Here is a 14,142-nt window from a genome sequence, read left to right as displayed (position 1 = left end):
GGCGCATGCGCGCGCGGCGTGGCCGCTTTCGGCGCGCCAGCGGCGCTCGTTTTCGATGCGATCGGTCAGCTTCGGCCCGACTTCGTTGCGATACCAGCGCAAGCCCCAGTTGGTCTTGTCCAGATGCGTATGCCCTTCGACGAAACCGGCAGCAGCAGCGCGTCGCCGCCGTCCTCGACCGGCACACCGGGCTCGCATGGCAGAGCGGCGCCGAGCGCGGCGATCCGGCCATCGACGATCGACACCTCGGCGCGCTTGCCGTCGGCGAGCCGCACGTGGGTGACCAGCGAGGCGTTCGTCGTGGGGCGCGGGGTGGTCGTGGTCATGGGCGGCGGGCAAGGGGAATGAACGGGATGAAAGGGGTGAACGGCCGGTGCGTTGACGCAACCCGCGATGCTACCCTTAGACGATAATAAATCCGCCCCCGTTACGGCAAATACAGCGTGAATTAATCCGGAAATTCGGCGCGGCGAGATTGCGGCGCGAGGCCGCGCCGACCGGCAAAATCCAAGGCCGGACGGCGGTTCACGGTATACTCCCGCGTAACTTGCCTGATCGCCAGGCTTGCCCGATACTCAGCTGTTACCCCCAAATCTCCCCGTACGTCGAGTTTAACGCTACTGCTTATGAGTACAATCCTTGAAAGTCTTCCGATCGGCCAGAAGGTCGGTATCGCGTTTTCCGGCGGCCTCGACACTAGCGCCGCGCTGCACTGGATGCGCAAGAAGGGCGCCGTGCCGTACGCCTACACGGCCAACCTCGGTCAGCCCGACGAAGACGATTACGATTCGATCCCGCGTCGCGCCACACAATATGGCGCCGAAGGCGCGCGCCTGATCGACTGCCGCGCGCAGCTGGTCTCGGAAGGCATCGCGGCGCTGCAGTGCGGCGCGTTTCATATCTCGACGGCGGGCGTCACCTACTTCAATACGACGCCGATCGGCCGCGCCGTGACCGGCACGATGCTGGTCGCCGCGATGAAGGACGACGGCGTCAACATCTGGGGCGACGGCAGCACGTACAAGGGCAACGACATCGAGCGTTTCTACCGCTACGGTCTGCTCGTGAACCCGGACCTGAAGATCTACAAGCCGTGGCTCGACCAGCTGTTCATCGACGAACTCGGCGGCCGCTCGGAAATGTCCGAGTTCATGCGCCAGTCGGGCTTCGACTACAAGATGTCGGCGGAAAAGGCGTATTCGACCGACTCGAACCTGCTCGGCGCGACGCACGAAGCGAAGGACCTCGAAAGCCTGGAGTCCGGCATCAAGATCGTGAACCCGATCATGGGCGTCGCGTTCTGGCGCGACGACGTGCAGATCGCGAAGGAAGAAGTGACGATCCGCTTCGAGGAAGGCCAGCCGGTCGCGCTGAACGGCCAGACGTTCCCGAACGCGGTCGAGCTGCTGCTCGAAGCGAACCGGATCGGCGGCCGTCACGGTCTCGGCATGAGCGACCAGATCGAGAACCGCATCATCGAGGCGAAGAGCCGCGGCATCTATGAAGCCCCGGGCCTCGCGCTGCTCAACATCGCATACGAGCGTCTGGTCACTGGCATCCACAACGAAGACACGATCGAGCAGTTCCGCGAGAACGGCCGCCGCCTCGGCCGTCTGCTGTATCAGGGCCGCTGGTTCGATCCGCAGGCGATCATGCTGCGCGAAACCGCGCAGCGCTGGGTCGCGCGCGCGATCACCGGCGAAGTGAGCGTCGAGCTGCGTCGCGGCAACGACTACTCGATCCTCAGCACGAAGTCGCCGAACCTCACGTATCAGCCCGAGCGTCTGTCGATGGAAAAGGTCGCATCGACGTTCTCGCCGCGCGACCGCATCGGCCAGCTGACGATGCGCAACCTCGACATCACCGACACGCGCGACAAGCTGCGCATCTACTCGCAGGTGGGCCTGCTGTCGTCGAACGAGACGTCGGCGCTGCCGCAGGTGAAGGGCGATAAGGAGTAAGGCGGCGCGTCTGATTACCTGAACGTCGCATCGATCGATGGGCCGGCTCGCGAGAGCCGGCCCATTTTCTTTGGGGCTCCCGGATGCGCTCCGGCGCCTGGGCGCGATCCCACATTCTGTGCTCAAGTTTCGCGTGCCTATGCCGTTGACATAAGCTAAGCCCATTCTGGAACCCTTCCGTGCAACTCGCTTACAGTAACGACCGTCTCGCCAGCCGGATGCCAGTCGACTCGACCGCCGCCGGCGAACCCGAGGTCGAGTCTTCGGTCATCGAGTGGCTGTTGCACGACGACCAGGTGATGCGCGAGTGCTTCACGCATGCGGCGGAGATTCTGAAGAGCGTGACCGGCGCGGCAATTACCGCGATCGTGCTGCTCGACGAGGAGCATCAGCACTATCGCGCGGAAGTCGGCATGGCGATGCCGCTCGTCACGCGTGCGCGCTCGCTCGCCGACTACGCGGTGCGCGATGCCGACCTGTTCGTGATCGAGGATGCGCACAACGACAGCCGCTTCGGCGAATGCATGCTCGTCAAGCGTCATCCGTTCGTGCGCTTTTACGCGGCGATCGCATTGCGCGCGCCGAACGGCGAGATCGTCGGCGCGCTGTGCGCGATGGACCCGGCGCCGGGCCGGCTCGACGCGGGCCGGCGCGGCGTGTTTTACCACCTGCGCGCGATGATCGAAAACGATCTGAAGATGCGCACGGCCACCGCGATCGATCCGCTCACCCAGTTGTACAACCGGCGCTTCCTGCTCGAAACCATCGCGCGCCGCTGGAAGGAGGCGCGCGACGGCGACGTGATGGGCTCGGTGGTCGTCGACGTCGACTGGTTCAAGCAGTACAACGACACCTACGGTCATCAGGCCGGTGATCACTGTCTGAGTCTGGTCGCCTCCGTGATGCAGGCCGCCGCCGACAGCGAGCGCATCGTGGTCGGGCGCATGGGCGGCGAGGAGTTCGGAATGCTGGTGCTCGAAGCGCAACCATCGATGCTCGAAGACACGCTCGAAACGCTGCGCCAGCGCGTGGCGGACCTCGCGATCGAGCATCGCGCGTCGCCGCTTGGGGTGGTGACGGTCAGCATTGGCGCGTCGCTCACGCGTATCAGCGATCTGTCGCGACCCGCGCATCGCGACGGTTTCGCGAGCGCTGACCGTGCGTTGTATCGCTCGAAGCATCAAGGACGAAATCGCGTGACGATGGCGTAGCGGGCGTTGGCGATTGCGTCGGTACGGCTCTATCTTCAGTCATGGCGCATTGCTTATAGGACCATCGTCCCATTTTCACCCGTTGCCAGCGTGGCAATATGGATGCGCGTAGTGAACGTCGACGCAGTCGCCGGGTGCGACAGCAGGGTGTTTTACGATGCGCATCATTCAAACGTTGCTGTACATCGCGGCGTTCTGCTCAGGCATGATCGTCGGCCCCGCGGCGTGCGTCGCCGCCCAAAGTGCCGCCGCGCAGCCGGCCGCCTCGTCGGCCCTCCCGGCATCCCCAACCGCCGCGGCGTCGGCTCCCGCGGCGCGCCGTATCGATCTCGGCAATCAACCGTTCACGGGCGATTTCGACGCCATGCTCGACCGGCGTCTGATCCGCGTGCTGGTTCCCTACAGTCGAACGCTCTATCTGAATGAGCAAGGTCACGAACGTGGGCTGACCGCCGGTCTCATGCGGGACTTCGAGCGTTATGTGAACAAGAAGTACCGGGCGACGCTCGGCAAGCGTCCGCTCACCCTGGTCATCATTCCGACGACTCGCGACCAGTTGCTCCCGGGGCTGATAGCGGGCCGGGGCGACATCGCCGCGGGCAATCTGACGGTCACGGAGGTCCGCCTGAAGCAGGTCGACTTCGTGGCGCCGCGTGACCGGACAGCAGTACGCGAAGTGGTCGTGACCGGGCCGAAGTCGCCGGCCGTCGCGAAGCTCGACGATCTCAGCGGTAAGACGGTCCATGTGCGGCCCAGCAGCAGCTATTACGAGAGCCTGAACGCGTTGAACGCGCGTTTTGGCAAGGAAGGCAAAGCTCCGGTGAAACTCGTGCCGCTGCCCGACGCGCTCGAGGACGAGGACGCGATGGAGATGCTCAATGTCGGGCTGCTCCAGATCCTCGTCGTGGACGACTGGAAGGCAAAGGTATGGGCGCCGGTACTGGCTGGAATCGTCGTGCACAACGATATTTCGGTGCGCGACGCAGGCTACATCGGCTGGGCGGTGCGCTTCAAGAGCCCCAAACTGCAGGACGCGATCAACGACTTCTACCTGAATTACGTGAAGAAGCAGAGTGTCGCGGAAGTCCGTCTGCAGCAGGAAATGAAGCGCATCAAGCAGATCTCCAACAATACGGAGTCAGCGGAGCTGAAGCGGTTCGGGCAGACGGTCGGTCTTTTCGAAAAATACGGAGCGCAGTACCGCTTCGATCCGCTTTTGCTGGCGGCTCAAGGCTATCAGGAATCCCAGCTGAACCAGAGCGCCCGCAGTCACGTTGGCGCAATCGGGATCATGCAGTTGATGCCAGCCACGGGGAAGGAACTTGCGGTTGGCGACATCAGGGTGGCGGAGTCCAACATACATGCGGGAGCGAAATATCTCGATGTGCTGATGGCCCGTTACTTTCCCGATGCTCACTTCTCGGAACGGGACCGCTCGCTGTTCGCATTCGCAAGCTACAACGCAGGACCCGCAAAGATCGCCAGAATGCGCAAGGAAGCGGCGGCGCGCGGTCTCGATCCTAACAAGTGGTTCAACAATGTCGAAATCGTAGTCGCCGAGAAAATCGGCATCGAGCCGACGACGTACGTGCGCAATGTCTTCAAATATTACGTTGCGTACCGGCTCGTCCGGGAGGCCGAGGCTGCACGCGCTCGCGCTATCGGGCAGATGCGCAAGCAGGGCGGAGCGTGAGTAAAGCGGGCATCTGAAAGCGCTGTCACCGCAGCGACGTGCCGCAGCCACGCCGCTGCGCGATTGTCGAGGCGCGCGCGCGAATAAACGCCGTCGGGCGTTCACGTGGAGTCTGAATATGTCGACCGTTGAAGATCGCTTGCACGCACTTGGCTACGTCTTGCCGGAACCGTTGCGGCTTCCTCCCGGCCTGACGCTTCCGTTCCCATGGGTGCGGATAGTCGGCCACAGGGCTTGCATCTCGGGCCATGGACCGACCAACGCGGACGGCTCGCTGGCCGAGCCACTTGGCAAGGTGGGCAGTCAGGTCTCGCAGGAGCAGGCCTTCGTGGCGGCTCGTCTCACCGCGCTCGCTATTCTGGGCAGCCTCAAGCGCGAGCTCGGAAGTCTGGAGCGCATCGCCTGTTGGACGAGGGTGTTCGGCATGGTCAACTCGGCACCCGGGTTCAACCGACAGCCCGCGGTGATCAACGGCTTTTCGGAACTGATACTCGCTGTCTTTGGCGAGGAGCGCGGTGGTCACGCTCGCAGCGCGGTGGGACTGGCCGAGCTTCCCTTCAACATTCCCGTGGAGATCGAGGCTGAAGTCGAACTTTTTCCACGAGACGCTCGAGCGCTTGCATCGAGCGAGGCGTGAGTTCGTGCCGCCACCGCTGTCGCGAGCGATCGTCTGAGGCCAGCGTCGATGCAATTCGCGTGAATGCGAATCTGCATGGCAAGCCGACCATCACCGTGCAAGATGCGCGGATGCGCTGGTGCCGATCAATCACGCGTCGCGGCCGTATCTCGGATTGAACCAGGTGGTCGAGGGCGGCGCGAGCAAGCTGGCGCTGTACGAAGTCACGAACGGTCAGCACTTTGACGCGTTCCTCGGCGTCGCCGGTTTCGATACGCGTTTCGTGCCGTTGCATTACTACAATCTTCAGGCGCTCAACCTGATGTGGGCTCATCTGAAGAACGGCACGCCGTTGCCGCCGTCGCAGGTGATCCACACGATACCGCGCGGCGGCGTGCCCGGAGCCGCACCGGCGCTGACCACGGCCAACCTGCCGGCGATCGCGGCGACCCCGGGTGTCAATGCGATTTCCGCAACGAATGGCGCCGTGAACGTGCCGAATTGAGCGGCGCGTGCTGAAGCAATGCGCGCACACAGGTATCCGCCTGGGTGCGCGTTGCTGTGCATCTGGACGCCGCACGAGCGGTGCTGAGCTTCGCGCCGCGCAAAACGCTTTAGGCGCCGATCAGCTTCAACCCGACCGGCAGCGATTCGCCGAACACGCGACCTTCGTCGGCGTTATCGAGCGCGACGACTTCGCTGACCATCGTGACCCAGGCGCGCGGCGCGCTCGCCGCTTCGAGGCGTCGCACGACGCTCGCGCGCAGCGCGTCGGGCAGATCGCGCGAGCGGTCGCCGCTCATGCGGGCGATCTGGACGGCCGCGAAGGCGGCGGGGTCGACCTTCTTCCAGTCGAGCGCGAGGATCGCATCGAGCCATTGCGCGGCGACCCCGGGCGGCACGACGCTATGGGCGCTGCCGTAAAACGGCTGGCGCGCGCCGATCCGTCCGACCGCCCACCAGCTTTGATGGTTTTCCGCGGGCTTTTTCAGGCGAGCGAGCACCGCCTCGCCGAGTTCGATCTTGCGTTCGGCCGGAATCCGTTCGAGCGATGCGGACAGGCGCACCATATCGGCGAAGCCGGTCTTCGCGACATCGAACGGCAGCTTGTGACGCGATTGCGCGGCCTTCTGCAGATAGTCCATCGCGTCGAGCACGCGCAGCTGCGCATCTTCGCCGAGGCCACCGGCCGCGCGGCGCCACAGCGTCCACCATTCCGACCATACCAGGCTGTCGGTCACGTACTGGATGCCATCGTCGAACAGCGTCCACAGTTGCTCGACGCGCCATTCGTCGAGCGGATAACCGAAGCCGGGCCGCACGCAATAGCCGGCCAGATTCAGCCACAGCCGTTCGTGATCGGCCGAGCGGCGGCGGCGGCGCGCGCGCTCCCACAGCGCGCCGAACAGTTCGCGCAGCAACGCGCTGTTCCAGCTGTCGCGCGGGCCGAGCAGATGTTCGAGCTGCGCGCGCAGTCGTTTGATCTCCTTCGGGTCGACGTTTTGCGCGCGGGCGCCGAAGCAACGGTCGATCAGTTCGATCGCGCGATCGAGCGCCGGGTGGCGTTGCGGTGCGCCCTCGGCGGATAGCTCCACTTGCGCGTCGGCGTGGCGCAGCTGGAATTCGAGCAGCCAGCGTTGCGATGGCTCGTCGAGCTCGATGCAATGGACGTCGAGCGTGCCGACCTCGGTCAGCGACGTCGCGATGCGCACGGCGGTTTCGCGAGCGCGATGGCCGTCGCGTGGCTGGACGATCGTCGCGATCGGCGGCAGACGCACGAAGTCCCCGCCCGCGAGGTCGACCAGTTCGCCGGGCTGATACGCGGTGTCCGCGCTCGACGACACCAGGTGAAAGCGCACCGGATGCCCGAGCCGCAGCGCGAACGTGCGCTCCGCGATCAGAATCTCGTGACCTTCCTCGGTGCCGCGCGGCAGCAGGCAGATGCCGCGTTGCGCCGGCGCCGCGTCCGGCTCGGCGTCGTCTTTGCCGGCAGGCGTTTCGTCGAGCACCAGAAAATAGCTGCGCGCCGAACCGCCGCCGATTTTCGGCGCGAAGCCCGCGCGCGCGAGCGTATAGGCGACCGCGCCGCGCGCGACCGCGACGTCGGGGTTGTCGTTGTGCAGCACGTTGAGCGGCGCGCCGCGCCACCCGCCGAGCGTGTCGGCCAGACGCCGCGACAGCGCGTCGGCGCGGAACACGCCGCCGTTGAGCAGCAGCGTGTCGGGAACGGGCAGGGCGGCTGTGCCGGATGCGTCCGGTGTGCTGGAATCCGCCCCAAGGGCCTTGCGCGACTGCGCGGCGAAGCGTTCGAGAAATGCCGCGATATGCCGCGTGACCGCCGCATCGGTCGCGTACGGCAGGCCGAATTCGACGATCGCGCCGCGCGGCCGGCCCGGACGCTGATCGGCGGCCACCCGCGGCAAGAAACCATCGACGATGATCTTCTCGACCTCGTCGCGCGTGACCTGCGTCGTGCGCGCGCCGCCGATCAGCTTCGAGCCCGCGCCGAGCAAGGTGACCGGCGCCGACTCGGGCGCCTGCGCGCCGAGCAATTGCTCCTTCGCGACGCGGCATCGCTCGACCAGCTGCGACAGGCTCGCCGCCGATAGCCGTTGCGGCGCCTGCGCACCGCCGCCGGCACCACCCAACAGCCGCGCCTCGACCAGATGCGCGAGCGCGAGGTCCATGTTGTCGCCGCCGAGCATCAGATGATTGCCGACGCCGATGCGCGTCAGGCGCGGCTCGCCGTCGTCGGACAGGCCGACTTCGATCAGCGTCAGATCGGTGGTGCCGCCGCCGACGTCGCAGATCAGCACGAGCCGGGTGTCCGCCAACTCGTCGGCAAGCGTGTCGCGATGCCGGAACAGCCAGTCGTAGAACGCGGCCTGCGGCTCTTCGAGCAGCCGCAGCGACGGCAGCCCCGCGAGCCGCGCCGCTTCGACGGTCAACGCGCGCGCGCCTTCGTCGAACGATGCGGGCACCGTCAGCACGACGTCCTGCTGTTCGAGCGGCGCCTTCGGAAAGTGCTGGTTCCATGCGGCGCGCACGTGCGCGAGGTAGCTCGCGCTCGCGTCGAGCGGCGAAATCTTGCGGACGTCGTCGGGCGCGCCCCACGGCAGGATCGGCGCGACGCGATCGACCGACGCGTGCGACAGCCAGCTTTTCGCGCTGGCGACGAGCCGCCCCGGCACCTGCGCGCCGAGCAGCCGCGCGAGCCGGCCGACCACGACCGGCTGCGTCGCGTCCTTGCCGTGGCCCGACGCCGCACGCGCACCGGACCACGGCAACTGCAGGTCGGCCGCGCTCAGTTCGCCGTCGGCCGCCTGATAGCGCACCGACGGCAACAGCGGCCGCGCGGCGACTTCGCCGGGGCTCACGAGTTGCTCGATCTCGAACACACGAATCTGCTGCGATCCGGCTTGCGCGTACGCGAGCACCGTGTTGCTGGTGCCCAGATCGATGCCGACGCTGTACCGCTTCATGTCAATCACGCATTCGCGTTGCCGCGCACGTCGAATTCGACTTTCCAGCGTTCGTCGGAGCCGCGCGGGATCGCTTCGAGTTCGAGCGTGCCCGCTTCGGTCACGCGCGCGTGCAGCTTCACCGGCACGACTTCGCCGGCGGTGCGGCCGGCCGCCGGCAGCGTCGCCTCGATTTCCTCGAGTTCCTGCAACTCCTCGGGGCCCCAGTAATCGAGCAGCGTGCCGACCTGATCCTGACGACGCACCGACGAGCCGAAGAAGCGGAAATGCACGGGCTCGCCGACGACCAGCCCGAACTCCTGCGCGGGCAGCTCGGCGTCGGTGCCTTCTTCCATGCCGAACGGCGCGACGCACAGCGCCTGCACCGGCGGCTCGAGCCCGGGCACGGCCGGCATCGCCGATTCGATCGCGATGTAGTACGCGCGCGCGGTGCCGCCGCGAATCCGCACGCCGCGGCCGCGCCGCACGTAGCCGTAGTAGGCCGCGCCGCGCGCGACCGCCAGATCGAGGTCCGCGCCTTCGAGCAGACGGGCTGGCGCCGCGCCTTCGGTCGCGAGCCAGCCGTTCAGCGTGCCCATGATCCGTTCGACCAGCAGCGTCGACTTGAACACGCCGCCGTTGAACAGCACCGCGGTCGGATGCAGGAAGCTCGCGTTGGGCGCGACATGCTCGCGCAGCCCTTCGAGTTCCGCCAGCGCGCCGACCTGACGCCCGAGGAACGCCGCCAGATGCCGCGTGATGCCCGCGTCCTGCGCATACGGCAGGCCGAGCTGCGTCAGACCGACCCGCGCGCGGCTCACCGGACGCGCGGCGCTGTCGACCTGCGGGAAGAAGCCGTCGAGGATCGTCTGCGTCAGTTCGGCGCGCGTCAGCTCGGTGCGGATCGAGCCGCCGATCAGCTTCGAGCCGCGGCTCGGCACGACGAGCGGCACGGTGTCGGTGGCGGGGTCGCTGAGCAGCGTTTCCTTCGCCGCGCGGCACGCGTAGGTGAGCGCGCGCAGTTGCCACGCGTCGGCCTGGGTACCCTGCGCGGCGAGCTTGCGCGCGACCACGTGCGCGAGCGCGAGGTCCATGTTGTCGCCGCCGAGCAGGATGTGATCGCCGACCGCGACGCGATGCAGTTCGAGATTGCCGTCGCGCTCGATCACCGCGATCAGCGACAGGTCGGTCGTGCCGCCGCCGACGTCGACGACGAGGATGATGTCGCCGATCTTGACCTGCTTGCGCCACTGGCCGCCGCTCTTCTGGATCCAGCTATAGAGCGCCGCCTGCGGCTCTTCGAGCAGCGTCACGCGCGTGAAGCCGGCGGCCTCGGCGGCCTCCGCCGTCAGCTCGCGCGCCGCGGGGTCGAACGACGCCGGGATCGTCACGGTGACGTCCTGCTCGCCGAACGGCGCGTCCGGATGCGCGTGGTCCCACGCTTCGCGCAGGTGCGTCAGGTAGCGCACCGAGCTTTCCAGCGGCGACACGCGCGCGACTTCGGGCGGCGCATCGTTCGGCAGAATGCCCGCGCGCCGGTCGACGCCCGGATGGCACAGCCAGCTTTTCGCGCTCGACACGAGCCGGATCGGCGTGCCGGCGCCGCGGCTGCGCGCGAATTCGCCGACCGCGAATTCGCGCTGGCCGGTCCACGGCAGGTAGAGGTCGCCGGAGGCCAGTTCGTCGGGATGCGGCAGGTACAGGAACGAGGGCAGCAGCGGCAGATTATCGATTGCGCCGGGGCCCGTGAGCTGGGCGATCGACAGCACGTCCTGAGTGGTTTTCTCGCCGTCGCTCGCGTGCGTGTCCACGTAGGACAACGCGCAGTGCGTGGTGCCGAGATCGATGCCGATCGAATAGCGTGCGTCGCTCATAGCTCCACCTCCGCCGGTGCGATGACTTTTGCGTTATGACCGTCCGCCAGCTTCGGCAGACGCACATCCTCGACGCGCCAGCCCCGATGGCTGATGCTGCCGTTGAACGGCGCACTGCCGACCACGTTGCCGGTCAAACGGACCGAGCTCGCGTCGAAGCCTGCGGGCAGCGTCACGCGGCTGCCTTCGGCTTCGTCGCGCACCGGGCGGATCGTGAAGTGCTCGCGCAGCGTCGCGCGGCAGCCTTCGTGCACGAGGCGCGCGGCCGCGCCGATGTCGGCGTCGCTATAGGCCTTGATGTCTTCCTCGACGAAATCGATGAAGCGCGCGTCGCGTTGCAGCAGGCCGAGCAGTTGCAGCGCGGCGTCGGGGGAGGCCTCCTTCAGCACCGGCGCGGGTTGCGGCTTCGGTTGCGGGGCGGCGGCGGGGGCCGGGGTTGGCGTGGCGGCGGGGGCGGCTGCCGGGGCCGCGCCGATCTTTTCGCCGTTGCGCAGGCGCAGGACGTCGGCGGCGAAGTCGCCATTGCCGAGAATGCTGAAAAACGTCCCGACGGCCAGCGAAATGCGGCCGAGGAAGGATGGATTCGAATCGCTCATAAAGGCTCCTGATCTGCTCTGTTGGGGACGAGCGGTCCTCGCCGCGCCGCGTGCGCCGGGCAGCGAAGCTGACGGGCCGGGCGGGGCTGTGATGTTGCGGGTCGGCGCGCGGCCCGGGGCGACGATGCAACCGCCGGGCCCGAAAACGGCTTGGGGACGCTTCGCGACCGGGTCGGCCGCGCGTGCGGCGCGCGCAAAACCCGTATTTTGCCTTGCGGCGCGCCCGACGCGGGCAAAGCCGGCAATTCTAGCGGGCAATGGGGTGGGATTGGCGGGGAGTTGGGGGAAGCGGGCGATGCAGGAAGGCGCTTTGGCAGCGCGCCTATCAGCGACGTTACGACTTCTTCGGATCCTTCGACACCCGCTTTGCCGATGGTGCGGGCGCGGGCCTGACCGGCCCGGCGACGTGCATGACGGCGCGGCGCGATTGTCCGTGCGTGGCCGTCGCGGGTGCAGACCTGACCGGTCCGGCGGCGTGCCTGTCGGCTCGCGGCGGCTGTCCGTGCGCGGCCATCGCCGGCGCGGGGCCGCCCGGGTGCCCGAGCGGCGGATGCGCGCCGCCGCCCGGATGCTCCGGCAGATGACCGTCATGGCTCGCCATCACACGATGCAGTTCCTCACGGCGATGGAAAACCTCGGCGCGATGATCGCCATGAGAATAGAACTGGCGATGCCGGACGCCGTCCCGGCCGACGACCCAGATATACGTATCGCCGCCGACGAGCACCACATCGCGATCGACCACATTGGCGACGTACACATCGGTCGGCAACGGCTGATACGCGGTCACGCTCACTTCGTTGACCCGGTTCGGGGCGCTGACGAGCCGGCCTTGCCCACTGGTCACGCAGCCCGCGAGAAAGGTAGCGCACGCAGCCGACGCCAACAGCGCGTTGGTGATGGTTTTCAAGTTCATTCCCCGGTTTGTATTGGTTATTTGTCGAGCGACGCCCGTTTAACGGTCGGCGTTTTGCATTCTTGAGATATGAATCGACGACCAGGGAAATGAGCAGGGAAACGAGCGGGTAAACGCGCAGGCGCAAACGCATGCCCGGCGCGCATCGCCTGATGAATTGAGCCAACTGGGAAATAGAAAGAAATAACGCAAAAATTCCGGCGCGTTTCACCCGCCCGATCCGCGCCTAATTGCCGCCCGCATTGCCGTCTTCAGACTTCGCGTCGTCCCAGTTCATCCGGTGTCGATTAACGGTCTCGGTATGCCGCGCGTCGTCCTCGGTGTGGAGGTAAAGACTGGTCGTATTCAGCGAAACGTGGCCGAGATTGTCGCGGATCGTGCGCAGATCGACGCCGCCGTCCGCCTGGTGCGAACCGGCCGTATGCCGCAGCCAGTGCGCCGACGCGCGCTCGAGCTCGTCGGCGCGATCGGCGAATTCGGGACCGCGCGCACGCAGCCACTTGGCCGCGCCCGCGAAGATGCCCTTGATCGCGTCGTGAATCGCCGAGCGCGACAGGCAGCGGTTGCGGCCCTTGAACGGCAGCACGAGCGGCGTTTCCTCGGCGCGGGTCGGCAGGGCGGCGAGGCCATTGAGCGTGCGGTAGCTGCGCAGCTCCTGAACCAGTTCGGCCGACACCGGCACGATCCGCTCCTTGTCGCCCTTGCCGAGCGTCTCGAGCCACCACTGGTCCTGACCATCGGCGCCGAGCCTTCTGAAGAACTGGCCCATCTGCCCGCCAGCCACCTCGGAAATGCGCATGCCCTGCAAATAGAACAGCGTGGTCAGCCAGCGGCAACGCGCGTAGTACGCGCGTTGCGCATCGGTATCTTGCGGCAGCTGCTCGACGAACAGCTTCACTTCGTCCCACAGCGAGGTCGACAGATAGCGCGTCACGCGCGGCGCCGAGCGCTTCGCGCGTTGTCGCAGGAGCGCCATCGGATTGCCGCGCAGATAGCCGGCATTGACGAGCCACGTAAACATCGCGTTCAGGATGATCAGCGCCTGGCGCTGGCTGGCCGGCGACAGCGGCCCGTTGAACGGCCGCCAGCGTGCGTCGCCGCGCGCGTACTTGCCGCCGTTCGCCGACACCCAGCGCGTGGCCGGCTGCGGATCGGCGATGAACGCCTTGAACAGCAGCAGATCCTCGTGCGTCAGCGACGACAACGGCTTGCCGAGCTGCACGACGGCCCACAGCAGCAGCCGCTCCGCTTCCTTGCGGTAGTTGTCGAAGGTGGTCTTGGTGTCCGCGTAATTGGACAGCCAGGCGCGCACGGCGTCGAGGTCGTTGCGCGCCGATAGCTGCGAGTTTTCCGCCGCGCCGCGATTGGTGCCGTCGCGGCCATCGAGCAGTTCCGGCACGACGAGCGATTCGACGGGCTGGACGGTGGCGAGCTCAGCGTTCGGGGCAGCTTTCGGCACGGCTTTGGACACGGTTCGGGACACTCCTCGGGCGCACGCCGGTTGGCGTCATTCTGCTCCGCTCAGGTGCTCTCAGAAGCGTTTGCCTGAAAAGAAAGCAGTGCCCACTCTGTTGCGGACGAAACGCGAAACCCTATCACACAGTCGGCTGCGCCTGGCGCAAAACAGCCGGGTGCGCTCAAGCTTCGACGCGGTGACGATCGATCGGCATATAGTGATGCAGGGCGGCGCTCTTTTTCCGCCCGCTATAGTCGCCGTCTATTAGTGGCATTGCCGTATTCGAATTCTATTGAACTTTGTCCTCGCCTATATTCGAATGGGAGTGGAGCGCCGACCGGAGTCAGCCGTTACGGAC

9 protein-coding genes and 2 pseudogenes are annotated in these 14,142 nt (G+C 66.5%); 5 read left to right on the top strand and 6 right to left on the bottom strand.

What is annotated here, in order from left to right; all coding sequences use genetic code 11:
• Positions 1–6: 6 nt before the first annotated feature.
• Positions 7–326 (bottom strand): annotated as a pseudogene (locus HDG34_RS35225) (cytosine deaminase); the annotation flags it as partial.
• Between the two features lie 300 nt (positions 327–626).
• Here HDG34_RS35225 and argG point away from each other — a divergent pair.
• The 5 genes and pseudogenes from argG to HDG34_RS35200 all read left to right on the top strand — a co-directional run.
• Positions 627–1,961, top strand: coding sequence for an argininosuccinate synthase (gene argG / locus HDG34_RS35220; protein WP_184067666.1), 1,335 nt, complete (start codon positions 627–629; stop codon positions 1,959–1,961).
• 179 nt (positions 1,962–2,140) lie between these two features.
• On the top strand, positions 2,141–3,172 hold the full coding sequence (locus tag HDG34_RS35215) for a diguanylate cyclase (protein ID WP_311540826.1): 1,032 nt from the start codon (positions 2,141–2,143) through the stop codon (positions 3,170–3,172).
• 157 nt (positions 3,173–3,329) lie between these two features.
• Positions 3,330–4,865: a transglycosylase SLT domain-containing protein gene (locus tag HDG34_RS35210; protein WP_184067663.1), complete on the top strand. Its 1,536-nt coding sequence runs from the start codon at positions 3,330–3,332 to the stop codon at positions 4,863–4,865.
• Positions 4,866–4,983: 118 nt separating this feature from the next.
• Positions 4,984–5,502 carry a RidA family protein gene (locus HDG34_RS35205; RefSeq protein WP_184067660.1) on the top strand — a complete coding sequence of 173 codons (519 nt, stop codon included), beginning with the start codon at positions 4,984–4,986 and terminating at the stop codon, positions 5,500–5,502.
• Positions 5,503–5,540: 38 nt separating this feature from the next.
• Positions 5,541–5,986 (top strand): annotated as a pseudogene (locus tag HDG34_RS35200) (3-hydroxybutyrate oligomer hydrolase family protein); the annotation flags it as partial.
• Between the two features lie 109 nt (positions 5,987–6,095).
• On the opposite strand, the gene HDG34_RS35195 reads toward HDG34_RS35200, so the two are convergent.
• The 5 genes from HDG34_RS35195 to HDG34_RS35175 form a co-directional block, all read right to left on the bottom strand.
• Positions 6,096–8,963: an Hsp70 family protein gene (locus HDG34_RS35195; RefSeq protein WP_221309358.1), complete on the bottom strand. Its 2,868-nt coding sequence runs from the start codon at positions 8,961–8,963 to the stop codon at positions 6,096–6,098.
• A gap of 5 nt (positions 8,964–8,968) precedes the next feature.
• Complete coding sequence (locus tag HDG34_RS35190) at positions 8,969–10,816, bottom strand: Hsp70 family protein (protein ID WP_184067654.1); 1,848 nt, start codon at positions 10,814–10,816, stop codon at positions 8,969–8,971.
• Complete coding sequence (locus tag HDG34_RS35185) at positions 10,813–11,412, bottom strand: DUF2760 domain-containing protein (RefSeq protein ID WP_184022779.1); 600 nt, start codon at positions 11,410–11,412, stop codon at positions 10,813–10,815. Before HDG34_RS35185 ends, HDG34_RS35190 begins: the two co-directional genes overlap by 4 nt.
• A 334-nt stretch (positions 11,413–11,746) precedes the next feature.
• Positions 11,747–12,328 (bottom strand): hypothetical protein, encoded by a 582-nt coding sequence (locus tag HDG34_RS35180; RefSeq protein WP_184067651.1) that lies wholly within the window; start codon positions 12,326–12,328, stop codon positions 11,747–11,749.
• 226 nt (positions 12,329–12,554) lie between these two features.
• Positions 12,555–13,799 carry a tyrosine-type recombinase/integrase gene (locus HDG34_RS35175; RefSeq protein ID WP_184067648.1) on the bottom strand — a complete coding sequence of 415 codons (1,245 nt, stop codon included), beginning with the start codon at positions 13,797–13,799 and terminating at the stop codon, positions 12,555–12,557.
• Positions 13,800–14,142: the final 343 nt, after the last annotated feature.

Source organism: Paraburkholderia sp. HC6.4b, from assembly GCF_014200875.1.
Taxonomy (GTDB): Bacteria; Pseudomonadota; Gammaproteobacteria; order Burkholderiales; family Burkholderiaceae; genus Paraburkholderia; species Paraburkholderia tuberum.
Note: the sequence above shows the minus strand (reverse complement) of the source record. Positions and strands in the feature narration are given on the sequence as shown.

What these genes read in the sequence shown, in the direction of transcription:
- argG (WP_184067666.1), top strand. Translation starts at nt 627, where the DNA reads ATGAGTACAATCCTTGAAAGTCTTCCGATCGGCCAGAAGGTCGGTATC.
- HDG34_RS35210 (WP_184067663.1), top strand. Translation starts at nt 3,330, where the DNA reads ATGCGCATCATTCAAACGTTGCTGTACATCGCGGCGTTCTGCTCAGGC.
- HDG34_RS35205 (WP_184067660.1), top strand. Translation starts at nt 4,984, where the DNA reads ATGTCGACCGTTGAAGATCGCTTGCACGCACTTGGCTACGTCTTGCCG.
- HDG34_RS35195 (WP_221309358.1), bottom strand. Translation starts at nt 8,963, where the DNA reads ATGAAGCGGTACAGCGTCGGCATCGATCTGGGCACCAGCAACACGGTG.
- HDG34_RS35190 (WP_184067654.1), bottom strand. Translation starts at nt 10,816, where the DNA reads ATGAGCGACGCACGCTATTCGATCGGCATCGATCTCGGCACCACGCAC.
- HDG34_RS35185 (WP_184022779.1), bottom strand. Translation starts at nt 11,412, where the DNA reads ATGAGCGATTCGAATCCATCCTTCCTCGGCCGCATTTCGCTGGCCGTC.
- HDG34_RS35180 (WP_184067651.1), bottom strand. Translation starts at nt 12,328, where the DNA reads ATGAACTTGAAAACCATCACCAACGCGCTGTTGGCGTCGGCTGCGTGC.